Annotated in this window: 28 protein-coding genes; 12 read left to right on the top strand and 16 right to left on the bottom strand. The window is 64.0% G+C overall.

The genetic code is table 11. The features are described from left to right. Together ABEA02_RS16285 and ABEA02_RS16280 are read left to right on the top strand one after the other, a co-directional pair. Window positions 1–897, top strand: coding sequence for a metal ABC transporter substrate-binding protein (locus ABEA02_RS16285; RefSeq protein WP_345534155.1), 897 nt, complete (start codon window positions 1–3; stop codon window positions 895–897). After that, window positions 894–1,661: a metal ABC transporter permease gene (locus ABEA02_RS16280; protein WP_345534154.1), complete on the top strand. Its 768-nt coding sequence runs from the start codon at window positions 894–896 to the stop codon at window positions 1,659–1,661. The genes ABEA02_RS16285 and ABEA02_RS16280 overlap by 4 nt, the downstream gene beginning before the upstream one ends. Here ABEA02_RS16280 and ABEA02_RS16275 read toward each other — a convergent pair. Genes ABEA02_RS16275 through ABEA02_RS16265 form a run of 3 tightly spaced genes read right to left on the bottom strand, consistent with a single transcriptional unit; the run spans window position 1,651 to window position 3,353 of the window. Further along, complete coding sequence (locus tag ABEA02_RS16275) at window positions 1,651–2,223, bottom strand: YqiA/YcfP family alpha/beta fold hydrolase (protein ID WP_345534153.1); 573 nt, start codon at window positions 2,221–2,223, stop codon at window positions 1,651–1,653. The two genes, ABEA02_RS16280 and ABEA02_RS16275, sit on opposite strands and share 11 nt — an antisense overlap. A 5-nt stretch (window positions 2,224–2,228) precedes the next feature. Then, on the bottom strand, window positions 2,229–3,053 hold the full coding sequence (locus ABEA02_RS16270; RefSeq protein ID WP_345534152.1) for an undecaprenyl-diphosphate phosphatase: 825 nt from the start codon (window positions 3,051–3,053) through the stop codon (window positions 2,229–2,231). A 27-nt stretch (window positions 3,054–3,080) separates the two neighbouring features. Next, a complete protein-coding gene (locus ABEA02_RS16265; protein WP_345534151.1) occupies window positions 3,081–3,353 on the bottom strand; it encodes a YkgJ family cysteine cluster protein in 273 nt (90 codons plus the stop codon). A gap of 300 nt (window positions 3,354–3,653) precedes the next feature. Between ABEA02_RS16265 and ABEA02_RS16260 the strand changes: the two genes are divergently transcribed. After that, a complete protein-coding gene (locus ABEA02_RS16260; protein WP_345534150.1) occupies window positions 3,654–3,923 on the top strand; it encodes a hypothetical protein in 270 nt (89 codons plus the stop codon). A 1-nt stretch (window position 3,924) separates the two neighbouring features. Here ABEA02_RS16260 and ABEA02_RS16255 read toward each other — a convergent pair whose 3' ends face one another. Beyond that, a complete protein-coding gene (locus tag ABEA02_RS16255) occupies window positions 3,925–4,638 on the bottom strand; it encodes a hypothetical protein (protein ID WP_345534149.1) in 714 nt (237 codons plus the stop codon). After that, entirely contained in the window at window positions 4,635–5,276 is a 642-nt protein-coding gene (locus ABEA02_RS16250; protein WP_345534148.1) for a YceH family protein, read from the bottom strand. The genes ABEA02_RS16255 and ABEA02_RS16250 overlap by 4 nt, the downstream gene beginning before the upstream one ends. 222 nt (window positions 5,277–5,498) lie before the next feature. On the opposite strand from ABEA02_RS16250, the gene ABEA02_RS16245 reads away from it, so the two are divergent. Continuing rightward, complete coding sequence (locus ABEA02_RS16245) at window positions 5,499–7,142, top strand: methyl-accepting chemotaxis protein (RefSeq protein WP_345534147.1); 1,644 nt, start codon at window positions 5,499–5,501, stop codon at window positions 7,140–7,142. 8 nt (window positions 7,143–7,150) lie between these two features. Here the strand turns inward: ABEA02_RS16245 and ABEA02_RS16240 are convergent, their stop codons facing one another. The 5 genes from ABEA02_RS16240 to ABEA02_RS16220 all read right to left on the bottom strand — a co-directional run bounded on the left by ABEA02_RS16240 (window position 7,151) and on the right by ABEA02_RS16220 (window position 9,828). Beyond that, entirely contained in the window at window positions 7,151–7,720 is a 570-nt protein-coding gene (locus ABEA02_RS16240; protein WP_345534146.1) for a GNAT family N-acetyltransferase, read from the bottom strand. Further along, complete coding sequence (hemW, locus tag ABEA02_RS16235) at window positions 7,710–8,927, bottom strand: radical SAM family heme chaperone HemW (RefSeq protein ID WP_345534145.1); 1,218 nt, start codon at window positions 8,925–8,927, stop codon at window positions 7,710–7,712. The genes ABEA02_RS16240 and hemW overlap by 11 nt, the downstream gene beginning before the upstream one ends. A 116-nt stretch (window positions 8,928–9,043) precedes the next feature. Next, window positions 9,044–9,373: a hypothetical protein gene (locus ABEA02_RS16230; RefSeq protein ID WP_345534144.1), complete on the bottom strand. Its 330-nt coding sequence runs from the start codon at window positions 9,371–9,373 to the stop codon at window positions 9,044–9,046. Between the two features lie 52 nt (window positions 9,374–9,425). Continuing rightward, window positions 9,426–9,608: a hypothetical protein gene (locus ABEA02_RS16225; protein WP_345534143.1), complete on the bottom strand. Its 183-nt coding sequence runs from the start codon at window positions 9,606–9,608 to the stop codon at window positions 9,426–9,428. A 10-nt stretch (window positions 9,609–9,618) separates the two neighbouring features. After that, window positions 9,619–9,828, bottom strand: a complete 210-nt coding sequence (locus ABEA02_RS16220; protein ID WP_345534142.1) for a hypothetical protein — start codon at window positions 9,826–9,828, stop codon at window positions 9,619–9,621. A 68-nt stretch (window positions 9,829–9,896) separates the two neighbouring features. On the opposite strand from ABEA02_RS16220, the gene ABEA02_RS16215 reads away from it, so the two are divergent. Continuing rightward, window positions 9,897–10,796, top strand: a complete 900-nt coding sequence (locus tag ABEA02_RS16215; protein WP_345534141.1) for a recombination-associated protein RdgC — start codon at window positions 9,897–9,899, stop codon at window positions 10,794–10,796. Then, a complete protein-coding gene (locus tag ABEA02_RS16210) occupies window positions 10,793–11,266 on the top strand; it encodes a nucleoside 2-deoxyribosyltransferase (RefSeq protein ID WP_345534140.1) in 474 nt (157 codons plus the stop codon). Before ABEA02_RS16215 ends, ABEA02_RS16210 begins: the two co-directional genes overlap by 4 nt. Here ABEA02_RS16210 and ABEA02_RS16205 read toward each other — a convergent pair. The 3 genes from ABEA02_RS16205 to ABEA02_RS16195 all read right to left on the bottom strand — a co-directional run bounded on the left by ABEA02_RS16205 (window position 11,241) and on the right by ABEA02_RS16195 (window position 13,606). After that, on the bottom strand, window positions 11,241–11,768 hold the full coding sequence (locus tag ABEA02_RS16205) for a hypothetical protein (protein ID WP_345534139.1): 528 nt from the start codon (window positions 11,766–11,768) through the stop codon (window positions 11,241–11,243). The genes ABEA02_RS16210 and ABEA02_RS16205 overlap by 26 nt on opposite strands. After that, on the bottom strand, window positions 11,765–12,199 hold the full coding sequence (locus tag ABEA02_RS16200; RefSeq protein ID WP_345534138.1) for a hypothetical protein: 435 nt from the start codon (window positions 12,197–12,199) through the stop codon (window positions 11,765–11,767). The genes ABEA02_RS16205 and ABEA02_RS16200 overlap by 4 nt, the downstream gene beginning before the upstream one ends. Window positions 12,200–12,298: 99 nt before the next feature. Continuing rightward, complete coding sequence (locus ABEA02_RS16195) at window positions 12,299–13,606, bottom strand: cation:proton antiporter (protein ID WP_345534137.1); 1,308 nt, start codon at window positions 13,604–13,606, stop codon at window positions 12,299–12,301. 167 nt (window positions 13,607–13,773) lie between these two features. On the opposite strand from ABEA02_RS16195, the gene ABEA02_RS16190 reads away from it, so the two are divergent. The 6 genes from ABEA02_RS16190 to ABEA02_RS16165 all read left to right on the top strand — a co-directional run bounded on the left by ABEA02_RS16190 (window position 13,774) and on the right by ABEA02_RS16165 (window position 19,252). Beyond that, a complete protein-coding gene (locus ABEA02_RS16190) occupies window positions 13,774–15,099 on the top strand; it encodes an NAD(P)/FAD-dependent oxidoreductase (RefSeq protein WP_345534136.1) in 1,326 nt (441 codons plus the stop codon). Between the two features lie 93 nt (window positions 15,100–15,192). Continuing rightward, window positions 15,193–15,435, top strand: coding sequence for an acyl carrier protein (locus ABEA02_RS16185; RefSeq protein ID WP_345534135.1), 243 nt, complete (start codon window positions 15,193–15,195; stop codon window positions 15,433–15,435). Next, entirely contained in the window at window positions 15,428–16,684 is a 1,257-nt protein-coding gene (locus ABEA02_RS16180) for a beta-ketoacyl-[acyl-carrier-protein] synthase family protein (RefSeq protein WP_345534134.1), read from the top strand. Before ABEA02_RS16185 ends, ABEA02_RS16180 begins: the two co-directional genes overlap by 8 nt. 2 nt (window positions 16,685–16,686) lie before the next feature. After that, a complete protein-coding gene (locus tag ABEA02_RS16175; RefSeq protein WP_345534133.1) occupies window positions 16,687–17,712 on the top strand; it encodes a chorismate transformation FkbO/Hyg5 family protein in 1,026 nt (341 codons plus the stop codon). Continuing rightward, window positions 17,709–18,500, top strand: coding sequence for a lysophospholipid acyltransferase family protein (locus ABEA02_RS16170; protein ID WP_345534132.1), 792 nt, complete (start codon window positions 17,709–17,711; stop codon window positions 18,498–18,500). Before ABEA02_RS16175 ends, ABEA02_RS16170 begins: the two co-directional genes overlap by 4 nt. Then, window positions 18,500–19,252, top strand: a complete 753-nt coding sequence (locus tag ABEA02_RS16165; RefSeq protein ID WP_345534131.1) for a glycosyltransferase family 2 protein — start codon at window positions 18,500–18,502, stop codon at window positions 19,250–19,252. Before ABEA02_RS16170 ends, ABEA02_RS16165 begins: the two co-directional genes overlap by 1 nt. Before the next feature lie 9 nt (window positions 19,253–19,261). Here the strand turns inward: ABEA02_RS16165 and fabG are convergent, their stop codons facing one another. Genes fabG through ABEA02_RS16150 form a run of 3 tightly spaced genes read right to left on the bottom strand, consistent with a single transcriptional unit; the run spans window position 19,262 to window position 21,245 of the window. Then, a complete protein-coding gene (gene fabG, locus ABEA02_RS16160) occupies window positions 19,262–19,993 on the bottom strand; it encodes a 3-oxoacyl-ACP reductase FabG (protein ID WP_345534130.1) in 732 nt (243 codons plus the stop codon). Further along, entirely contained in the window at window positions 19,990–20,442 is a 453-nt protein-coding gene (locus ABEA02_RS16155; protein ID WP_345534129.1) for a hotdog family protein, read from the bottom strand. The genes fabG and ABEA02_RS16155 overlap by 4 nt, the downstream gene beginning before the upstream one ends. Further along, on the bottom strand, window positions 20,439–21,245 hold the full coding sequence (locus ABEA02_RS16150; RefSeq protein ID WP_345534128.1) for a beta-ketoacyl synthase chain length factor: 807 nt from the start codon (window positions 21,243–21,245) through the stop codon (window positions 20,439–20,441). The genes ABEA02_RS16155 and ABEA02_RS16150 overlap by 4 nt, the downstream gene beginning before the upstream one ends. Window position 21,246: the final 1 nt, after the last annotated feature.

Genomic DNA, 21,246 nt, shown 5'->3' with positions numbered 1-21,246 from the left:
ATGATGCGTTGGCTCATTCTGGCTGTCTGCGCGAGTTTCTCCCTGTCTGCCCAGGCGGGTTTGCGTGCCGTGGCATGCGAGCCCGAGTGGGGCGCCTTGCTGGGCGAGCTGGGGGGCGACAAGGTGTCGATTTACACCGCCACCACCGCCCAGCAGGATCCGCATCACATTCAGGCGCGGCCCAGTCTCATCGCTGCCGTACGCAATGCCGACCTGCTGGTGTGCACGGGCGCCGAGCTGGAGACTGGCTGGTTGCCGCTGCTGTTGCGCCAGTCGGGCAACGCGGCCGTGCAACCGGGCAAGCCCGGCTACCTGGAGGCGGCTGCGCTGGTGCAGCGGCTCGAAGTGCCGACGCGTTTTGATCGCGCCGATGGCGACGTGCACGCGGCCGGCAACCCGCACATCCACCTTGATGCGCGCAACATCCTGCTGGTCGCCGAGGCCGTGAGCCAGCGACTTGTCACGCTCGATGCGGGCAATGCCGGGGTCTATCAGTCGCGCCTGGCCGACTTCTCGCGGCGCTGGCGCAGTGCGATGCAACGCTGGGAACGCGAGGCCACGCCCTTGCGCGGGGTCGCCATCGTCGTGCATCACCGTGACCTGGCCTACCTGCAGAACTGGCTGGGGTTGCGCGAGGTCGGCACGCTGGAGCCCAAGCCCGGCGTCGAGCCCTCCAGCGCGCATCTGGCCGGCTTGCTTGCCAGTCTGCCCACGCAACGGCCGCAGCTCATCGTGCGTGCGGCCTACAACGACGGGCGCGCTGCAGAGTGGCTTTCCGCACGCGCCAGACTGCCCGTTGCGGTGCTGCCTTTCACGGTGGGGGGGAGCCCGCGCGCGGGCGATCTGTTCGCGCTGTTTGATGACACCATCGCCACCTTGCTGACGGCGCTGCGATGACGCTTGCCGCGCTGGATGCCGGCATCCTCGGGCCCGCTTTCATTGCCGGCCTGCTGGTGTTGCTGACGCATGTGCCGCTGGGCTGTCAGGTGCTCGGGCGCGGCATCGTCTTCATCGACCTGGCGATTGCGCAGATCGCGGGCCTGGGCGTGATAGCCGCCGATGTGCTTGATCTGGGCGAGGGCGGCTGGGCGGTGCAGGTGTCGGCCGTCAGCGCAGCCCTGCTCGGCGCGTTGGTGCTCACGTGGACCGAAAAGCGCTGGCCCGAGATTCAGGAGGCGCTGATCGGCGTGCTGTTCGTGCTCGCCTCGTGCGCCGGCCTCGTCCTGCTGGCAGGCAACCCGCATGGCGGCGAGCATCTGCGCGACCTGCTCGTCGGGCAAATTCTCTGGGTGGGTGAGACACAGCTGTGGGCCATGGCCTGCGTGACCGCCGCGATTGGTCTGCTATGGCAACTCGGCGGCGCGTTTCGCCAGCACCGGCTGTTCTTTCACGCCGTCTTTGCGCTGGCCGTGACGGCCTCGGTGCAGCTGGTCGGCGTCTATCTCGTCTTTGCCTGCCTCATCGTGCCGGCGCTGGCGACGCGCGGCCTCGACGGCCTGCGCAGGATGGTGGCCGGCTATCTGCTGGGGGCGCTGGCCTTTGTCGTCGGACTCGCGCTGTCAGCCCTGGCCGACCTGCCCGCAGGGGCGGTCATCGTGCTGGGCATGGCGGCACTGGCACTGCCCGCAGCGCTGCTGGCGCGCCGCTGGATCAGGTGCTGAGCAGACCGGCGAAGCGCAGCACGTCGTCGATGCACGCCTCCCAGCGCGAGAAGCGGTGATCGCCGCCGGGGAAGATGTCCTGCCGCGCGCCCGCGAAGTGGGCCACCGCCTCGCGGTAGTCCAGCGTCTCGTCGCCGGTCTCGACCATCAGCCACAGCTTGTCCGGCGAGCGGTAGTGCGTCACCTGCAGGGCGCGCAGTGCTTCCATGTGTTCTGCATGCACCTCGAAACACTCCCCGGTATAGATCTGTGTCTGCGTGCCCAGCCATTGCGACAGCAGACGATGCGGCGCAATGGCTGGGTTGATCAGCACCGCGCGCAGGTCGAATCGCTCCGCCAGATGCGCGGCGTAGAAGCCGCCCAGCGAACTGCCCACCAGCGTTGGCGGTGTTGCGCTGGCTTCGATGACTGCGCTGAGTTGCGCAATGGCCTCGTCCGGCCCCCAGCGCAGCTGTTCGCCCCACAGCTGATCGGCACAGCCCAGCTCGGCCATGCGCTGCTGCAGCGCCAGCAACTTGCCGGACTGTGGACCGGAGCGGAAGCCGTGCAGGTAGATGAGCATGCGGCTCAGTGATCGACCCAGCTCACCCAGTCCATCTGCCAGGTCAGCAGGATCAGCAGGCCAAAGGCGATGCGATACCAGGCAAAGATGGTGAAGTCGTGACTGGCGATGTAGCGCAGCAGCCAGCGCACGCACAGGAAGGCCGAGACGAAGGCCGAGACAAGACCGACAACCCACATGCCGATGTCGTCAAACGACAGCAGGGCGCGCTCCTTGTAGAGCGAATACAGCCCGGCCAGCCCCAGGGTGGGAATCGCGAGGAAGAACGAGAACTCCGTCGCCGCCTTGCGTGACAGGCCGAAGAACAGCCCGCCGATGATGGTGGCGCCGCTGCGCGAGGTGCCGGGTATGAGCGCGCAGGCCTGGGCGAGGCCCATCTTGAGCGCATCGATGGGTGTCATGTCTTCCACCTCGCCCACACGCACTGTGTGCGCACGGCGTTCGGCCCACAGGATGAAGAAGCCGCCGATGATGAATGCGCCCGCCACAACCGGCGCATTGAACAGATGTGCCTTGATGTTCTTGCCAAAGGCCAGCCCCAGCGCCGCCAGCGGCACGAAGGCGATGGCGATGTTGAGCAGGAAGCGGCGCGCCGTGGCGTCGTGCCGCGCATTGGCGAGCGTGTGGCCGATGCGCTGGCGGTATTCCCACACGATGGCGAGGATGGCGCCGGACTGGATGACGATCTCGAACAGCTTGCCGCGCTCGTCATTGAAGTCGAGCAGGCTGCCGGCAAGGATGAGGTGGCCCGTGGAGGAGATGGGCAGGAATTCGGTGAGGCCTTCGACGATGCCGAGAATCGCGGCCTTGAGGAGCAGGATGAGGTCCATGGTGCGGTCTTGGGAAAGGAGCGCGGATTATAGGCCGGGCTGTGTGTCAGGCCGTGTTGCTGTTTCCAGCTGCGTCAGCCAGTGGATGGCGTGCTCGCGCCCGTCACCACACATCTCTGCACTGGGCTGCAGGCCGCCGCAAAAGGCCGGGCGCTCCGGTTTTCCGAACACCGCGCAGCGCAGATCGGGTGTCAGCTGCACGCAAGGCACGCCTGCGGGTTTGCCCTGAGGCATGCCCGGCAGGGGCGAGGTAATGGAGGGCGCAATGCAACAGGCTGCGCAATTTGGTTTGCATTCCAAATCAATTTTCCCTGATTTGATAAATCTGGTTCAGCTGACGAAAGAGGGCCTGCAAGCTGCCGAATTCGGGCACATGCCCAGCCGTCCAGCTGCCCGTTTGTCCACCGGTCAACCACCCTTCAGGACGCGCTTTCGTCAGCCGTAATCTCACTAGCATGTCAGTCATAGGCCTGCCCTTGTAAGACAGGTTCCTGTGGGGGAACCGGGTGAGGGCTGCTGCGTACCGGATATCGGGTTGGAACATAGACAAAACCCGTTCGGCACGCTTCTTGAGTGAGTCAGAGCAAGCGAGGAGGAAGCATGTTCGACGTGGAAATTTTCTACAAGACTGAACTGGGTCGTCTGGCCGTAGGGGATCGTAGCTATGGCCTGCATCAGCGCTTGCGTGCGGCCCTGATCCTGATTGATGGCAAGACGCCGTGGCTGAAATTGCGCGCCATGCTTGCCCAGCTGGGGGATCCGGATAGCCTGGTGCAGCAACTGACTGAACTGGGGCTGCTTGAATCCGATCACTCGTTGCCCGCCATGCCGATCTTCCAGCCGGCTCGCGAACACGCAACCGCGCACTGAATCACGTCGGCACATGGCTGAGCCATTCGACCAGATGATGTTGGTCGGGGCGCAGCCGCCACACTGCGAAAGCCCGCTCCAACAGCGGGCTTTCTGCTTTTCGCGGATCGGCAAGGCCAAGTCCGAATGTGCCATGGTCCGTGATTGCCAGCTCGCCGCCTTGCCAGAACTGCGCCAGCACGGATTCCAGTGATGCCGCGTCAGCTTGAGGCGCAGGCTCTGCCTTGTCTGGTGCCCGATTGCTGGAGGCTACGTCGTGATAGCTCGCCCAGTGATGGCCGCGCAGCGCTGCATGTAAATCGGCGTACCAGCGTGCCGCCGTGGCGTCGCGTGGCGCGCACTGGCCAAGGACGTTGGAGAAAAGCAGTGCATGGTGGGGAAATGCCTGAACCAGCATGCGCAGGCCGCCGGGCGCGAACACGTTGATGCGGTGGAAGTGGATGTGGCGCGCCATGCGCCTTTGCAGCAACCAGCGCGCGAACGGGTCCGGCTCGCACGCGGCCACTTCACCCCAGCTGTGCAGCCAGTCGGCGCCCAGGGTGTAGCCCGCGCTGGGGCCGATGATCAACAGTTTGTCGCGCGGGGCCGCCCAAGTGTCGAGCCAGCCAGCGACAGTGTGGCAGAAGGGCGACCAGAGGCTTTGGCGATGACGCAGGGCGCGCCAGTGCCAAACCAGGCCGCCACTCTCGTGCAGCCAGTGGTCGCGCAGGGTCATGCAGCCTCGTCGGGAGCCGCAGGAGCCAGTCGCGCGACGATGGCGGCGAGGCGTGCGACTTCTTCTTCGAGCGCCGTCACGCGTTCGGCGAGGCCACTGCTGTCGGTTCGCACGCTGTGGCTGCTCGCGGCCGGGACTTCCGGTTCGCCGCACAACAGGTGGGCCCAGCGCGCTTCGCGTGCGCCGGGGGCGCGGGGCAGAAGTGTGACCAGCGCACCGTTGGCGCGCTGCGACAGCTCTTCGAGAAAGGCTTCGACAGAGGAGACGTCGGCGAAGCGGTAGAGGCGTTCGCTGTTTGCGCGCAACTCGGCGGCTGTTTGGGGGCCGCGCAGCAGCAGCGTAGCGAGCAGGGCGGTCGCCGCAGCGCCGATGCCCAGTACGCGCGGGATGTTGTGGCTGTAGCGCGTGACCCGGTTGCCCGAACTGGCAATGATCCACACGCCGTCGCTCAAGGTATCGATGGTTTGTAACAGCTGCGATTCGCTCAGGTCCATCACCGGGTGGCGGCTGGTCTTCTGGTTGCAACCGGTCTGCAGCGCGTTCAGTGACAAGGGGTAGCTGTCGGGAACGGTTTTTTCCTTTTCAACAAGCACGCCGAGGATGCGGGCCGAGACGGGGTCGAGCTGGGGAGTGGTCATGTTGGTCAGTGGAGAGAGGAGGGATGGGCGCAGTTTACGGAGAAACGCATCGCTGTGGCGCCCTGCGCCCACGGGCAGGCAGCTGGAAATCGGTGACATCGTGTGTCCCGGCCGGCCAAGTGCCGCTTTCGGTCTGGATGCGTCTCAAGTTTTGTACGGGGGGCCCGTAAGTTCTCCGATATAGCCAACCTATTGAGATGGTTAAACTGACGGAACGCATTCATGAACAAGAAGATCAAGCCATTGCTGCAAACCTTTGTGGGTACGACGGTTGTCCTGGTAGCGATCATGAGTGCTGTGGTGGTGGTCGAACTGACGCGGTTGAATGCACTCAGCGAACAGGAACACACCGTTACTGACAAGATGACCGAGGCGTTTGCCGAGGTTCGCCTGCAGGTTGTCCAGATCCAGCAATACCTGACTGATGCATCGGCTACCGGTGAGGCCGATGGTGTGGAAGACGGGCTAAAGGCCTACCAGTCGGTGCTGGCCGAGCTCGACAAGGTCAGGCAGTTGGCGCCGGAGCTGCGCGACGAGTTGGCTGCCCTGTCTGAGGCCAGCAAGGCGCTGCACGAGACCGGCGTGCGCATGGTGGCGGCTTACGGGCAAAATCGCGCAGCAGGGAATGCGATCATGAAGGCCCCGGATGGGTTTGATCGGCAGTCAGAGATCGTGCAGGAGCGTGTGCTGGCGTTGTCTCATTTGATCGAAGCCAAACAGGCGGAGACGACCGCTGGGGTGCAGGCGGCAATCGTTGTGACGCGAACCACCATGGTGGTGCTGGGGGCGGCACTGATCGGCTTGATCGTGACGGCCGGGGTGCTGTTGTATCGGCGTGTGATCGCCATCATTGGCGATGAGCCTGTTGTGGGCGCCGAGTTTGCGCACAAGCTGGCGGCGGGCGACCTGACCCATGACGTCAAAGTCCGTGGGGGCGATCAGCAAAGTCTCATCGCCAAACTGTCGGCGATGCGGGCGCGCTGGACGGATGTGGCCTCTGGCTTGCGCAAGCAGGCTTCCATGATGTTGGGAGCCGCTGCTGATCTGAGTCAGCAATCGCAGCAGCTTGCGGGCAACAGCCAATCACAGAGCCTGGCGGCGACACGGATCGCTGCACACGTGGAGCAGCTCTCCACCAGCGTCAAGCAGATCTCCGCGCAGGCGGGGCAGGCCAATGAGGACGTTTCGACAATGGGTGAGGTGGCAATCAGCAACAGCTACGCCATCGAGCATGTGGCCAACGAAGTGAAGGGGGTTGCCGAGACCGTGGGCGAGGCCAAGGCACAGATTGGTGAGCTGGATTCGCGCGCCAATGCCATCAGCAGCATCGTTACCGAGATTCGCGGCATCGCAGACCAGACCAACCTGCTCGCGCTCAATGCGGCGATCGAAGCAGCGCGTGCCGGCGAGGCTGGGCGAGGGTTTGCAGTTGTTGCAGACGAGGTGCGCAAACTGGCTGACCGCACCGGCACGTCGACGAACTCCATCGGGCAGATGATTTCTGAAGTGCACATCGCGACTCAGCGTATCGCGGAAACCATTGAAGACAGCGTGGCGCGCGTTGAGGGCTGTGTTGCACTGGCAGAACAGGCGCAGAGTGCGATGGCCGGCGTACGAGATTCTGCGCGCGCAGCTTGTGGCCAGGTGGAGCAGATTCATCAGGCACTCTCGGAGCAGCGCTCTGCGGCAAACGACATTGCCCAGTACGTTACCGAGATCGTAAGCATGAGCAACGAGAACGCCCTGGCAGCCGAATCTGTCGCGCGTGAAAGCCGCACCATCGACACGATTGCGGGTGCGCTGGACAAGGATGTGTCCTACTTCAAAACCGACAAGGCCGGCAGCGGTGCGGTAACGCTGTTCTGATACTGCGCTCAGCGCTTCTTGCGCGATTTGCCCGAGCCCGCCGGGTGCACGCTGCGCTGCATGTGCCAGCGCGTCAGTGTGGCGCCGTTGCGCACGACGCTCTCTTCCGCGACGGTCTTGAAGCCGAACCGTTCGAGCAGGGGTCTGGCCATTGCGCTGGCGTGCGCATCAATCTGTGCGGCCCCCATCGCCTCGGCCAGCGGCATCATGTCTTCGAGCAGGGCTGTCGCGACACTGCAGCGTGCTGCACGCGGCGCGGTGTAGAGCATGCTCAGCTCACCTGGCAGATCCATTTGCGCGAAACCGATAAGCCCGGCTGAGTCTTCTGCGACGCGCACCCAGCCGTCGACCAGGGCCTGGGTGAAGCGCGTTTCATCGTCGGCCGCTGCAGCCCACGCGGCGCACTGCGCCGCATCGTAGTGGGCTGCGGCCGTTTCCAGCACGGCGGCGCGGAACAACGCGATCAGGCCGGGCGCATCTTCGCGGCGGAAATCGCGTGTCACGAAGTCTTCGTCGGTCCACGGTGCATCATCGGGGACGAAGCCCTCGCCTTCGCCCCAGTCGGGCTCAGCGCTCATCGAGAAAAATCTCCAGCAGATCGTTGAGGAAGCGCCGACCCTTGTCGGTCGGCGCAATGCGCTCTGCGCTGATGTCGAGCAGGCCCTGTGTCCTGGCACGCGCGAGCTGCGGCTGCAACTGATCAATCGTGAGCCCCGTCGTCAGCGGCAGCAGCGTCGGCGAGAAGCCGTCGAGCAGGCGCAGCGTGTTCATCATGAACTCGAAGGGCAGGTCTTTGCCGGCAACCCAACTGGCTTCCTGCACGAAGCCGCTCGTTGCCGCAGCTTCAAGGTAGGCGTTCGGATGCTTGTGGCGCATCTCGCGTCGCACGCCTTCGTGGCTCGTCAGCTTGCCGTGCGCGCCGGCACCGATGCCCAGGTAGTCGCCAAAGCGCCAGTAGTTGAGGTTGTGCTGACAGCGATGGCCAGGCTGCGCAAAGGCCGAGGTTTCGTAATGCTGATAGCCCGCTGCAGCGAGCCGCGTTTCGATCATGTCCTGCATGTCGGCGGCCGTGTCGTCGTCGGGCAAGGGCGGTGGTGCGCGGTGGAACAGCGTGTTCGGCTCCAGCGTCAGGTGGTAGCACGACAGGTGCGGCGGCTGGAAGGACAGCGCGCGATCAAGATCGGCCTCGGCTTCTGCCAGCGATTGTTCCGGCAACGCGTACATCAGGTCGATGTTCCAGGTGTCGAAATGACGCGCGGCGAGCTCGATCGCGACTTGCGCTTCGCGGCTGTCGTGGATGCGGCCGAGCTTCACTAGCTGTGCATCGTCGAAGCTCTGGATGCCCAGCGACACGCGTGTCACGCCGGCCGCGCGAAAGGCCGCGAACTTGCCGGCCTCGACCGTGCCGGGGTTGGCTTCCAGCGTGATCTCGGCATCCGGCGCCAGCGGCAGCAAGGTGCGCACGCCTGTCAGCAGCGCATCGAGGCCGGCTTCTGAAATCAGGCTGGGTGTGCCGCCGCCGATGAAAATGCTCTGCACGCGACGGCCCCATACCTGTGGCAGCGACGCCTGCAGATCCTGCAGCAGCGCGGCGACATAGGCGTCCTCGGGAATGCCTGCATCACGCACGGCATGCGAGTTGAAGTCGCAGTACGGACACTTCTTCACGCACCACGGGAAGTGGATGTACAACGCCAGCGGCGGCGGTGCAGCGAGATCGGCGACGGGATTGTCAGGCACAGGCAGCGCGATGCGCTGCGGAAGGATGGGGATGGTGCGGGGCATGCTGTGTCTTGCGTAGGGCGGAGTGCCAACTCCGCCGTTTGTGGGGGCGTAAGGCGGCGGAGTTGGCACTCCGCCCATCTGCGCGGGTGGGCGCGCTGCGCTCAATCAGTTGGCACTCACGAGACCATTAGTCCGATTGCGGCGATGCATGAGCATAGCAATACGCAATGCCATATTCGTTTAGCGTTTGGTGCGTATTGAGAAGTGAAGTTGTCCATCGCCGCATCTACTGCGCCGAACAGGCCCCACAAGAGAAACATCATTCCAATCGTGGCGAGAATGGAAATCGGTGCACGGTGCCAGAACGGAATTACTTTGGAGTAGTCCAGTCCGGCCAGTTCTTTGAGCGGAGTGACGAAGCATAGTGCCAGCCAGAAGCCGGCCACGTGCGACACGCGGCTTCTGGGGGGTGGAAAGCTGAACACATATGGCGGTAACTTTTGCATGGATAGTCTTTTTTGGGCTATGTGCCGACGATCCGGAATCTGGTCTCTGTGTTCAACAGCCTTGCGCAAAGCAAAGCTGCTCAACACAAACCCCTTCATCCTTCAGGCGGCGGCGCATGGCGACGCGTTGTCCGCTGCGCTGTTGCTTGGCCGTCTTGCCGTGCACGGCATTGCGGGTGGTACGCAATAGTGCGAGGTGCACGAGGTTGCGCGGTCGGTTGGTCTTGCGGCTCATGATCAAGCTCCTACTTTGTGGCCTCTTCCATCGCCTTGCGCTGCGCTTCGGCCTGTTGCGCGGCGGCGTCAATCTGTTGCTTCATCTGGTCGAGCTGTTGCTGCCCTTTCTTTGCCTCTTCGGCTTTCAGTTTTGCAACGGTGGCGGCCGAGGTGGCGGTGTCGGCACCACAGGCGCCGAGCATAAGACCGAGACAGACTACGAACAATGTGGGTTTCATCTGTGCCTCCTGCAAGGGCGAGCAGCGAAGGCTGCGACGGACGGGTATCATCCCCCACTTTTTACGCCATGTGGTTCAGGAATCTTCAGCTTTACCGACTGCCGGTCAATTGGGACATTCCAGTCGATCGCCTCGATGAACAGCTCGCCCGCCAGCGCTTCCGCCCCTGCGGTAGCCAGGATCTCGCGACGCAGGGCTGGATTTCGCGCCAGCCCGAAGGCCCACTGGTGCACAGCGTGGGCGGGCAATGGTTGGTGGCGCTGGGCATCGAGCAGCGTTTGTTGCCTTCCTCCGTCGTCAAACAGGTTGCAGCCGACCGCGCCGAGGAGATCGAGGCGCAGCAGGGCTTCAAGCCGGGCCGCAAGCAGATGAAGGAAATCAAGGAGGCCGTGACGCAGGAGTTGCTGCCGCGTGCCTTCACGCGCCGCCGTCGCGTGTTCGCCTGGATAGACCCCAAGGCGGGCTGGCTGGTTGTCGATGCTGCCAGCCGCAAGGCCGCTGACAGCGTGGTCGAGACCCTGCACAAGTCGCTCGACGAGCTGCCGCTCAAGCTGCTTAACACGCGCCGCAGTCCGGCCTCGTGCATGACCGAGTGGCTGGTGGCGAACGAGGCACCGGGCGCTTTCACGATTGACCAGGATTGCGAGCTGCGCGCCGTGACCGAAGAGAAGAGCGCTGTGCGCTACGTGCGCCACACGCTGGAAGGCAAGGAAGTGCGCGAGCACATCGAGGCCGGCAAGCAGGCTTCGCGTCTGGCGCTGACCTGGAACGACCGCCTGTCCGTCGTGCTCAACGACAAGCTGGAGTTGAAGCGCCTGCAGTTCCTCGACGTGGTGACCGAGGCTGCCGGCGATGGGGCCGACGCGGACGAACAGTTCGACACGGATTTTGCGCTGATGACGGGTGAGCTGCGCAATTTCATCCCGGCCCTGATCGAGGCCTTGGGCGGCGAGGAGCCGACAGTTTGAAGCTTTATATCGCCGGACCTGACGTGTTCCGCCCAGACGCCCGCGACTGGGCGGCGGGCGTGCACACCCTGTGCCGCGCGGCCGGGCACGAGGCGCTGATTCCGCTCGACGGCGACGCGACGACGGCCAGCGAGATTTACGCCAGCAACATCGCGATGATTGCAGCGGCGGACGTGGTGCTGGCCAATCTTGACCCGTTCCGCGGTGCCGAGCCGGATTCGGGAACCGCATTCGAGGTCGGCTATGCGTTGGCACTGGGCAAGCGCGTGATCGCTTATGTCAGTTCTGGCGCCTTGCAGGCCGAGCGTGTCTCGGCCTGGCAGGGCCATCCGCTGGTGCAGGGTGAAAACGGCCTGCAGGACGCTGCCGGGCGACTGGTCGAGAACTTCGGCCTGCCGCTCAACCTGATGCTGGCCGTGCCGGCCCGCATCGTCGTGGGCGGGCTTACCGAGGCGCTGGCGGCGTTGTAGTTGTCATGCCGCTGGCACTGCTGGCCGGGCTCGTTTCCGCAGAGAGTTTGACGAACTGCACCCTGAAGCCGACTCCGGCCCGGAAAGAGCCGACGTCGCAGCGGAATTCTCTGGTGCTGGCAAAGTCCTTGTAATCGTCGTGGTAACTGGTGATACCAATGATCGCATTGGCGCCTGAGGCGACGGCGTTGCGGATCAGCGCATCGAAGGTCATCGAAAAAGCATTCATGCAGGCGCGCCGTTCGGACTTGAGGAATGCATTGACGCCACGCGAATAGGTGTCTTTCTCGATGTCTTCGGTGATTTGGCCGGGAATGGCCTGGTCGGACCAGTAGATCTTGATGCCCTTGTCCTCCAGCTTTTCGCCGATGCTGTCCCATGCGAGTGCGTCTTCGATCGGCAGCCTGATCATTCGTCCAGCGGCGTTGGCCGTGGCGCTGCCGGCCAGCAGGCTGAGCGCGAGAAGGCTGCCGAATAGGCTGCGCGTGAGATGCTGCTTCATGGTTTCTCTCCAGCAGGGGCGGGAAGGATTGCAATGTCGCCCGTCAGATCGACCTGGGCAGAGACGAGGCCGGCGTCGCAGCGGAAGTGCGTTGGGCTGTCGGTCGTCTGACCGTCGCCGTGCGTGCGCAGGCCAATCAGTGCGTTGGCGCCACGGTCGCGGGCTGTATCCAGCAGATCGAGCAGCGCATTCAGCAGTGCATTGTTGCAGGCTCTGACCTTGTTTCTGAACAGGCTGCGGGAGCGTGCGAGGCTGCGGTCCTTACCCTTGCGGGCTTGCGTTTCCGGCTGAGTTTGCGTGCCCCAGAACAGCTGAATGTCTGGCGAGACAAGACGCCTAGCCTCCTCTTCGCGCAGAGCTGCTTCAATCGGCAGCTGCATCGGCGTATCCCAAGCGCGTACGACAGGGGCCATCAGCAGCAGGGCAAGCATGAGAATTGTTTGTCGGGCGGGCAAGTAGGTGTTCCTGCGGTCAGGGCGATCTGATGCTAGCGGCGCTTCAGTCCGCTGCACTTGCCCTCTCGGGCAGGCTTACTGCGCTGTCGCGGAGTATGTGCTGCCTGCCGAAGGCTCAGTGCGTCTCAGCCAGCGCTTGAGCAGCGGCGTGGTCATGATGTTGGAGACCAGGGCCATCAGCACCAGCATCGTGAACAGCTTCTGCGAGATGAATCCCAGGTCGAGCCCGATATTGAGCACGATGAGTTCCATGAGTCCGCGTGTGTTCATGAGGATGCCGAGAATCTTGCTGTCGGTGCTGGAGCTGCCGGCGAGGCGTCCGGCGATGTAGCTGCCGCCGAACTTGCCCAGCGTGGCGACCACGATGAGGGCGGCACACCACAGCCAGTCGTCCAGTGTGGCGAGCGAGCCAACCTGGGTGCGCAGGCCCGTGAAGGTGAAAAAGACGGGCAGCAACAGCACTTGTACGAAGTGGCCAACGCGGTCGGCCCATTGTTCGGTGAAATGGCGCTCGGCGTGCAGCAGCAGACCCAGCATGAAGCCGCCAAAAATGGCGAAGATGCCGATGTGGTAGGTGCACAGCGCCGAGATGAACAGCAGACTCAGCACGCTGGCGAGAAGACCGCCGGGCAGGCCGGGTTTGCGGCCCATTTCGAAGCGCACGAGGCGCAGCAGCAGCGGGCGCACGATAAACCAGCAGGTCAGGGCATAGGCGAGGAGCAGAAGCAGTCTCTCGGAGAAGGCGCCCAGCGAGAAGCTCGACAGGGCGAGCGCGGAGACCGCCATGAGGATCAGCCAGCCCACCACGTCATTGACGGCAGCGGCCGAAATGGCGACCACGCCGACCGGGGCGCGGGTCAGTTTGAACTCGATGAGGATGCGGCCGAGGATGGGCAGGGCTGTGATCGAGAAGGCGGTGGCGACGAACAGGGCGCAACTCATCTGGTTGATGCCGGGAGCGAGATGCGGCGCGGCGAAGTAGCCAAAGCCCAAGCCCAGCGCAAACGGGATGACGATGCCGAATACCGATACCAGGGCCGTGGCGCGTTGATGCTGGCTGTGGGCCAGCTGGCCGAAGTCGAATTCCATGCCGATTTCGAACATCAGCAGGATCAGGCCGATCTGGCTGAGGATGATCATCGGCTCCGGCGGAATCGACGTGAACACCTGGTGGAACAGGTCGGGTGCCACGGCGCCAAAAAGGGTGGGGCCGAGCAGGATGCCGACGATGATTTCGCCCACGGCGCGTGCCTGGTGGCAGCGCACAGCGATTTCACCGGCCAGGCGGCCAGCCGCGACGATGATGGCGAGCTGGATCAGGATGCCAGCCAGCAGTTCTTCGGCACTGTGGACGGAGGACTGGGCGGCGTGGGCGAGGGACATGGGACAGAACCGTGCGGGGCGTCCTGCGGCATGCGGGGACTGGAGGCTGCATGATAATCTCTGCAGATGACTTCGGCAGCCCCGCAGGGAGGGGCGCCTCGAATGAAACAGGTTTGCACGGGAGAACGGCAAAGATGGATGGAGTGGAGAAATCGCAATTCGGCAGCATGTCGCCTGACGTCCTGGTGATCGGCGGCGGGCCGGCCGGTTCGACCGTTTCGGCGCTGCTGGCTGACAAGGGGTACGACGTCGTGATGTTCGACAAGGCGCAGCACCCGCGCTTCCACATCGGCGAATCCCTGTTGCCCATGAACATGCCCCTGTTCGACCGCCTGGGTGTGCGCAAGGATGTGGAGCGCATCGGCATCACGAAGTACGGTGCCGAGTTCGTCTCTCCCTGGCACGATCATACGAGCGAGTTCTTCTTTGCCGATGCGATGGACAAGTGCTTCCCGTACGCGGTCCACGTGCGGCGCTCCGAGCTTGATGAATTGCTGTTCCGCCATGCCGCCAAGCGCGGTGCCCGCACGTTCGAGAACGCGCGCGTGCTGGCCGTCGACTTCGACGCAGACAAGGGGCCCGAGCGTCGTCCGCAGGTGAAGGTGCGCCAGGCTGATGGCAGCGAAGCGGTGTGGCATCCGCGTTTCGTGGTGGATGCCAGCGGCCGCGACACCCTGCTGTCGTCGCAGTTCGGCATCAAGAAGCGTCACCCCAATCACACCAGTGCTGCGCTGTACGGCCATTTCCGCAATGCGCGGCGCGCGCCGGGCCGCCGCGAGGGCAACATTTCTCTGTTCTGGTTCGATCACGGCTGGTTCTGGTACATCCCCCTCGCGGACGGTACGACCAGCGTGGGTGCGGTGGCGTCACCCGCTTACTTCAAGACGCGCAAGAGCGATCCGTCGAGTTTCCTGATGGAGACCATCAACCTGGTCCCCAAGCTGGCAGATCGTCTGAAGGGCGCCGAGATGATCGAGCCCGCGACCGCGACGGGCAACTATGCCTACGATTCGAAGTTTTGCCGCGGCGATCGTTTCATGATGGTCGGCGATGCATTCGCCTTCGTGGACCCGATGTTCTCGTCGGGTGTGTTCCTCGCCATGAACAGCGCGTTCCGCAGCGCTGAAGCCGTGGACTACTGGCTCAAGGGCGATGCGGCGATGGCCAACAAGTGCTTCAAGCGCTACGACCGCATCATGCGCCATGGGCCCAAGATGTTCTCCTGGTTCATCTTCCGCATCACGGCACCCGCGATCCGCAAGATCTTCATGCATCCGCGCAATGTCTGGCGCATGCAGGAGGCTCTGTTGTCCATCCTGGCGGGCGACATTTTCCGCGATACACCGGTCTGGCCGCGCCTGATGGGCTTCAAGTTCATCTACTACATGTCCTGCCTGAGCATCTTGCCGCAGGCAATCAAGAGCTGGCGTTGGAGAAAGTCCATCATTGCCGACTCGCTGCGTGATCCGCTCAAAGTAGAAGAAAAATTCTGATGAACCTGCGTCGGTTCGCGCCCGGCCCGGCCTGGCGCGCGCCTTTGCAGTAAAATCGGCCTCTTGCTGTCTCTCTGGATTACGGGGAATGCCATGGATACGCTGGAACAGATTCGGGAATACATCGGCAAGAAGGTCGGCACACCGGCCGAGCAGATCGTGCCCGAAGCGACGCTGGATGCAATCGGCGTCGATTCGCTGATGTTGCTGGACCTGATGTTTGATTTCGAGGACATGCTCAAGATCAAGCTGCCCAACGACTTGCCGCGTCCCGAGACGGTTGCCGAACTGATCGCTGTTTTCGACCAATACAACAAGCCAGTACAAGATGCCTGAAGCAGCACTTCACCGCGTTGCGGTGACCGGCCTGGGGGTGACAGCCCCCGGCGTGGAGAGTGCCAACGACCTGTTCACCCGCCTGCTGGCGGGTGAATCGTTCATACGCCTGTTCCGCCATCCTCACGCAGCCTCCCCGCTGGAGATCCCTGCCGTGCATTGCCATGATTTCGATGCGCTGGCGGCCGTTGGCCGCGTGCAGGCGACGACCATGGATCGCTTCAGTCATCTTGGCGCCACTGCGGCCTACCGCGCCTGGGCCGATGCAGGCCTGAATCCGGACGGCATGGGCGGCGACGAGCGCTGCGGCATCTCTTGGGGCACAGGCGTCGGCGGCACCATGACCTTCGAGCAAGGTTATCGCGACATCATGATGACGGGGCGTGATCGCGTGCCGCCGCTGTCCGTGGTTCTGGCGATGAACAATGCCTGTGCGTCGCATGTGGCGATCCGTCTCGGTCTGGGCAGTGCCTGCACGACCTATTCGGTGGCCTGCGCGTCGTCGGCAGTGGCTGTCGGCGATGCTTTTACGCGCATCCGCAGCGGGCAGGACAAGATCGTGATTGCCGGTGGTTCTGAGGCGCCGTTGTCCGAGGCGGTGATCCGCGCCTGGGATGCCATGCGCGTACTGGCGCCGGGCAACGAGGAAACCGCCCCGATGGCCTGTCGGCCGTTCCACGCGCGCAGGCAAGGTCTGGTGCTGGGCGAGGGCGGTGCCGCACTGGTGCTGGAAGAGTGGGGGCACGCGAAGGCGCGCGGAGCCCGCATCCTGGCCGAGCTCGTCGGTTATGGCAGCAGTTGCGACAACGTGCACCTCGTCAAACCCGATGCAAAGGGTCAGGTGCGTGCGATCCGTGCAGCCCTGGCGCAAGGGGGTATTGCGCTGCAGGATGTCGGCTACGTGAATGCGCATGGCACGGCGACGCGTGAGGGCGATCCGGCTGAGATTGCCGCGCTGCGCGAGGTGTTTGCTGCCGGCGCCGAGCGTCTGCCGGTCAGTGCGACCAAGTCGGCACACGGCCACCTGCTGGGTGCTACCGGTGCAATCGAAGCCTTGATCGCCGTGCAGTCACTGGTGCACAAGGCCATTCCGCATACCCAGCATCTGGAAGCGCCGAGCGAGGACTGCCTGGGCGTCGACCATGTCTTGGGTAGTGCTCGCCAGGCGCCGGATTTGCGCGTCGCCCTGTCGAATTCGTTTGCCTTTGGCGGCAGCAATGCCGTGCTGGCGTTTTGCGCTGCGGATTGAACATGGGCTTGTTCCTGCGTACGTCGGGGCAAGGCGGCCTTGCGGCAACAGATCCGGCCAGCCTGTGCGTGGTCTGGCACGGCAGCGAGCGCGCACCTGATGCCCTGCGGGCCGATGTACACGTCAGACTGCAGGCGTTGCGGGCAGCTCATGAGGGGGCCGGCGTTGCCGAGTACTGGACCAGCGATGCACGTGTGCAGACCGTGCGTCACGGCCAGGCCGTCTGCAAGCATGACGGTGAGTGGATGTGGGTGGCGCTGGACACTGCCTCGGCAGACGCTGCAGACATTGCGACGGCAACCCGTCATGGCTATGACGCGCTGTTTGCCGCCATGCAGCGGGAGGACTTCCCGTACCTCGTGCGTTGCTGGAACTATGTTCCGCACATCAATGCCGATCAGATGGACGACCAGAGTGGCGAACGCATGGAGCGTTATCGCCTGTTCAACCGCGCGCGCCAGGAGGCATTCCAGGCTGCGCGCCAGGCTTTCGAGGTAGGAGCTCCGGCGGCTTGTGCTCTGGGGTCGCACGAAGGCAGTTTTACGCTGTATGCGCTGGCCGCACGTCGGGCGCCACGCTGCATCGAGAATCCCCGTCAGATCAGCGCCTACAACTATCCTGTCCAGTATGGGCCACGCAGTCCGAGCTTCTCGCGTGCCGCGGTCATGGAGCGGAGTACCGGGGACAGCCTGCTGTTCGTGTCCGGTACTGCGAGCATCGTAGGTCACGAGAGTTTGCATCCCGGTGACGTCGCAGCGCAGACGGAAGAGAGTCTTCGTAACATTCGTGCCGTAATGTCGCAGGCCAATGCGACCCAGACCGGCAGCGCCCGTTTTGACATGAGCCGACTGCAGTACAAGACCTTTGTCCGCCATGCGCGCGATGCGGCAGCCGTCGAGGCCGTCATGCGTCGCGAGCTGGGCAGCGAGCCGATCATCCACTTCCTGCTCGCGGACGTCTGTCGTGCCGAGCTGCTGGTCGAGATCGAGGCTGTGGGGGCCGCAGCTGCGGGAACTGGCGAGGCATGAGATTTCTCCTGCAGCTGCTCTGCCGGATTCACTCGTATCTGGCACTGCGATTCGGCCTGTTCTGCCTGGGCTTCGGCTGCACGGTGTGGACCATTGCGGCCATTCCGTTGGGTCTGTTGCCGCGTAACCTGGCGCGGCGTATCGGGCAGGGGGGGGCGCGCTGGGGTTTCACGCTGTATCTCTGGGTGCTGCGTTGTACCGGAGTGGGTCTGTTCGACCTCTCGGAGCTGGATGCCCTGCGCACGGCGACGCCCATGATCCTTGCGCCGAATCACCCCGGCATGCTGGACGCGGTCATGGTGCTGTCACGCCTGCCGCGCGCGGTGTGCATCACCAAGGCGAGCCTGGTGGACAGCTTCTTCATGGGGGCCGGTGCGCGGCTGGCCGGTTACGTGCGCAATGACTGGTTTCTCGGCACCAGCGCTTTGGCCATCGAGGCGCTCAAGCGCGGCGAGCATGTGCTGATCTTCCCGGAAGGCACGCGTACCGAGCGCTTTCCCATCAATCCCGTGCGCGGCAGCATCGGTATCACGGCGCAGCGCTCGGGAGTGCCCATCCAGACCCTGATCATCGAATCGGACACCGCGTTTCTCGGCAAAGGCTGGGGCTGGCTCAAACGGCCGGACATGCCGATGCGCTTCCGCATCCGCCTGGGCGAGCGCATCGAGGGGCCTCACGACGCGCGCCAGTTGCCGGCCTTGCTTGAAGCGTCTTTCGCTCGCCAGCTGGCTGGGCAGGAAGGCAGCGCCCTGCACCGTTTCCTGAAACAGAGCGGGGCGGCCAGCTGATGCATACGACGCACCTGGTCCTGATTCCGAGCTACAACCCGGGCGAAAAGGTCTTTGAAACCGTCGCTGCGGCGCGTGCGCACTGGTCACCGGTGTGGGTGGTCGTCGATGGCAGTACTGACGGCACAGCCGAGCGTTTGCAGGCATTGGCAGAGCAGGACACGGGACTGCACGTGATCGTGCTGCCCGAGAATCGTGGCAAAGGTGCTGCCGTGCTGCACGGGGCCGAGCAGGCGCTGGCGCAGGGCTTCACGCATGTGCTGACCATGGATTCGGACGGCCAGCATCCGGCGGACCTGATCCCGCGCTTCATGCAGCGCAGTCTTGAAACGCCGGGCGGCATGGTGCTGGGCGTACCGGTGTTCGATGCCAGTGCACCGCTGTTGCGCGTGCGCGGACGTCGCGTCTCCAACTGGTGGGCCAATCTCGAAACCCTGTGGTCGGGCATCGGCGATTCACTTTACGGCTTTCGCGTCTATCCTGCCGCGCCGCTGATCCGTGTGATGCGTGGTCAGCGCTGGATGCGTCGTTTCGATTTCGATCCCGAGGCGGTAGTGCGCCTTTGCTGGACGGGCGTTGCGCCGCTCAACGAAGCTGCGCCTGTGAAGTACCTCAGTGCGGAAGAAGGCGGCGTGTCGCACTTCAACTATTTGCGCGACAACACTTTGCTCACCTGGATGCACATCCGCCTGATGACGGGTTTCGTGCTGCGGCTGCCGCGGCTGCTGTGGCGTGTGCTGGCGCGTGCCTGAGCGCTACGTTTAAATCATCCCGCCATTGATCGAGATGGTCTGGCCCGAGATGTAGGCGGCCGACTCCGACGCGAGAAAGGCCACCAGCGCGGCGACTTCTTCGGGCTTGCCGGCGCGCTTCATGGGCACGATGCGGTCGATGGTTTCCTTGTCGAATGCGCCTTCGATCATTTCCGATTCGATGACACCAGGGGCCACCGTGTTGACGGTGATGCCGCGGCTGGCGACTTCGAGAGACAGGGATTTGGTGGCGGCCTGCAGGGCACCCTTGGCGGCGGAGTAATTGACCTGTCCGCGGTTGCCAGCGACAGCGGCAACGGACGACAGGTTGATGACGCGACCCCAGCGTGTGCGGATCATGGGCAGCATCAAGGGCTGGGTGACGTTGTAGAAGCCGCCCAACGAGACGTCGAGCACGCCCTGCCATTGCTCGCGCGACATGCCGGCGAACACCGCATCGTTGTGGATGCCGGCATTGTTGACGAGGATCTGGACAGGCCCGGCTTCAAGCAGTGCCGCGATGGCTGTCGCGCAGGCTTCGCCGTCGGTGAGATCGAACTGTATGGCTTCGGCACTGTGGCCGGCGGCACACAGCTCGGCGGCCAGTGCCTGGGCGCGAGCGATATTGCCATTGGCATGCACGATGACATGGTGGCCGCGTTCGGCCAGTGCGCGACAGATCGCACTGCCTATGCTGCCGCTGCCGCCTGTTACGAGGGCGCGTTTCAGGGGCGTAGTCATGGGGTGTTCACCTTGGCGGCGTCGAGCATGACGGCGGCCCGCCCTTCGAGAAGAGGCCGGCCATCACCTGTCACGCTGAATTGATAGAGCACGGTGTTGTCGTCACCCGACAGGCGCTGCACGCTGATCTGCAATGCAGCGTCGATATCGTCGAGACGGCTGACGTGGAATCGGACGTCGCGCAGGCTGGCCAGAAAACCCGCGCGTGGCCGCTCGGCTTCGCTTTGCCCGGCCAGCAGGGCGCCGTGCAGAGCCATGCCCTGTGCGGCGATCTCGACACCACAGGCCACGCCGAGGCGCGCATGACTGAACAATGGCATCTGCGGGTTGCGATGCTGACGGGTCTGCGCCGTCAGTCCCTGCGCATCCCAGTGCGTCACGGATTCCAGCAGACACATGTCGCCGGCGTGCGGCACATGCGCGGCGATGTCGATGGCGAGTGCTGTCATGAGACCTGCAGGGGCTTCACCTGCACGGACAGGGAGAGGGGGGGCAGGTAGTCGAGGTAGACCGCCCCGGCTTCGTTGCGCGCGAGGCGGCTCATGAGATTGAGCCCGCGTGCAGTGGGGATGCCCTTGTAGATTTTTTGCAGTGCCGGCAGCGGCGCCTGTTCGTCGGCGGGGTGGTCGGACAGGTCGATGCTCAGCTCAGCGAGCGAGTGTTCGTTGCGTGTGGCCGACAGCACCAGCGCAATCGCCATGCGGTCGGCGATCGGACGTGCCTTGCCCAGTGCGCCGCCGTAGTGATCGTCACAGGCGATCAGCATGCAGTCCTGCTGCGTGGCTTGCACTTGCGTGACAGCTTCAAGCAGGCCGGCGGCGAACCCCGCGTCGTGTGCGCACAGGCTGGTCGAGCTTGCCATGCTGCCAGTGGCGATGCTCCAGTAGCCCGAGGCGGCATTGTGCACCGAGTTGTGGAAGCGTGTCGGCGAGATGCTGCGGTCCGAGCTGGCAAGGGTTTCGCACAGGACGTGGCAGTTCTCGCCATCACCGCCGGACGCTGAAAACACGGTCGGCAGGCGTGCTGCATCGCTGCCTGCATGTGCGACGGCCTGCGCCCCACTGGTGAGTGCGAGTTTGACCAGCATGCCGACGCGGCGTCGTTCGGCGGGGGGCAGCAGTTGCAGGGTGGGCGGGCGCGTCTCTTCGCCGCTGAAGGGGGTGGCCTCACTTAGCATCCCGGCGAGCTGTGACCAGTCATCGAAGCCGGGCCCGATGGCACCGATGCCTTGCAGAAAAACATTGCAGCGCATG

This window comes from Viridibacterium curvum (assembly GCF_039544165.1).
GTDB classification, from domain to species: Bacteria; Pseudomonadota; Gammaproteobacteria; order Burkholderiales; family Rhodocyclaceae; genus Viridibacterium; species Viridibacterium curvum.
Note: the sequence above shows the minus strand (reverse complement) of the source record. Positions and strands in the feature narration are given on the sequence as shown.

What these genes read in the sequence shown, in the direction of transcription:
- ABEA02_RS16285 (WP_345534155.1), top strand. Translation starts at nt 1, where the DNA reads ATGATGCGTTGGCTCATTCTGGCTGTCTGCGCGAGTTTCTCCCTGTCT.
- ABEA02_RS16215 (WP_345534141.1), top strand. Translation starts at nt 9,897, where the DNA reads ATGTGGTTCAGGAATCTTCAGCTTTACCGACTGCCGGTCAATTGGGAC.
- ABEA02_RS16155 (WP_345534129.1), bottom strand. Translation starts at nt 20,442, where the DNA reads ATGACAGCACTCGCCATCGACATCGCCGCGCATGTGCCGCACGCCGGC.
- ABEA02_RS16195 (WP_345534137.1), bottom strand. Translation starts at nt 13,606, where the DNA reads ATGTCCCTCGCCCACGCCGCCCAGTCCTCCGTCCACAGTGCCGAAGAA.
- ABEA02_RS16245 (WP_345534147.1), top strand. Translation starts at nt 5,499, where the DNA reads ATGAACAAGAAGATCAAGCCATTGCTGCAAACCTTTGTGGGTACGACG.
- ABEA02_RS16275 (WP_345534153.1), bottom strand. Translation starts at nt 2,223, where the DNA reads ATGCTCATCTACCTGCACGGCTTCCGCTCCGGTCCACAGTCCGGCAAG.
- ABEA02_RS16225 (WP_345534143.1), bottom strand. Translation starts at nt 9,608, where the DNA reads ATGAGCCGCAAGACCAACCGACCGCGCAACCTCGTGCACCTCGCACTA.
- ABEA02_RS16175 (WP_345534133.1), top strand. Translation starts at nt 16,687, where the DNA reads ATGGGCTTGTTCCTGCGTACGTCGGGGCAAGGCGGCCTTGCGGCAACA.
- ABEA02_RS16230 (WP_345534144.1), bottom strand. Translation starts at nt 9,373, where the DNA reads ATGCAAAAGTTACCGCCATATGTGTTCAGCTTTCCACCCCCCAGAAGC.
- ABEA02_RS16190 (WP_345534136.1), top strand. Translation starts at nt 13,774, where the DNA reads ATGTCGCCTGACGTCCTGGTGATCGGCGGCGGGCCGGCCGGTTCGACC.
- ABEA02_RS16280 (WP_345534154.1), top strand. Translation starts at nt 894, where the DNA reads ATGACGCTTGCCGCGCTGGATGCCGGCATCCTCGGGCCCGCTTTCATT.
- fabG (WP_345534130.1), bottom strand. Translation starts at nt 19,993, where the DNA reads ATGACTACGCCCCTGAAACGCGCCCTCGTAACAGGCGGCAGCGGCAGC.
- ABEA02_RS16240 (WP_345534146.1), bottom strand. Translation starts at nt 7,720, where the DNA reads ATGAGCGCTGAGCCCGACTGGGGCGAAGGCGAGGGCTTCGTCCCCGAT.
- ABEA02_RS16165 (WP_345534131.1), top strand. Translation starts at nt 18,500, where the DNA reads ATGCATACGACGCACCTGGTCCTGATTCCGAGCTACAACCCGGGCGAA.
- ABEA02_RS16200 (WP_345534138.1), bottom strand. Translation starts at nt 12,199, where the DNA reads ATGCTTGCCCTGCTGCTGATGGCCCCTGTCGTACGCGCTTGGGATACG.
- ABEA02_RS16205 (WP_345534139.1), bottom strand. Translation starts at nt 11,768, where the DNA reads ATGAAGCAGCATCTCACGCGCAGCCTATTCGGCAGCCTTCTCGCGCTC.
- ABEA02_RS16150 (WP_345534128.1), bottom strand. Translation starts at nt 21,245, where the DNA reads ATGCGCTGCAATGTTTTTCTGCAAGGCATCGGTGCCATCGGGCCCGGC.
- ABEA02_RS16260 (WP_345534150.1), top strand. Translation starts at nt 3,654, where the DNA reads ATGTTCGACGTGGAAATTTTCTACAAGACTGAACTGGGTCGTCTGGCC.
- ABEA02_RS16185 (WP_345534135.1), top strand. Translation starts at nt 15,193, where the DNA reads ATGGATACGCTGGAACAGATTCGGGAATACATCGGCAAGAAGGTCGGC.
- ABEA02_RS16220 (WP_345534142.1), bottom strand. Translation starts at nt 9,828, where the DNA reads ATGAAACCCACATTGTTCGTAGTCTGTCTCGGTCTTATGCTCGGCGCC.
- ABEA02_RS16250 (WP_345534148.1), bottom strand. Translation starts at nt 5,276, where the DNA reads ATGACCACTCCCCAGCTCGACCCCGTCTCGGCCCGCATCCTCGGCGTG.
- ABEA02_RS16255 (WP_345534149.1), bottom strand. Translation starts at nt 4,638, where the DNA reads ATGACCCTGCGCGACCACTGGCTGCACGAGAGTGGCGGCCTGGTTTGG.
- ABEA02_RS16170 (WP_345534132.1), top strand. Translation starts at nt 17,709, where the DNA reads ATGAGATTTCTCCTGCAGCTGCTCTGCCGGATTCACTCGTATCTGGCA.
- ABEA02_RS16180 (WP_345534134.1), top strand. Translation starts at nt 15,428, where the DNA reads ATGCCTGAAGCAGCACTTCACCGCGTTGCGGTGACCGGCCTGGGGGTG.
- hemW (WP_345534145.1), bottom strand. Translation starts at nt 8,927, where the DNA reads ATGCCCCGCACCATCCCCATCCTTCCGCAGCGCATCGCGCTGCCTGTG.
- ABEA02_RS16270 (WP_345534152.1), bottom strand. Translation starts at nt 3,053, where the DNA reads ATGGACCTCATCCTGCTCCTCAAGGCCGCGATTCTCGGCATCGTCGAA.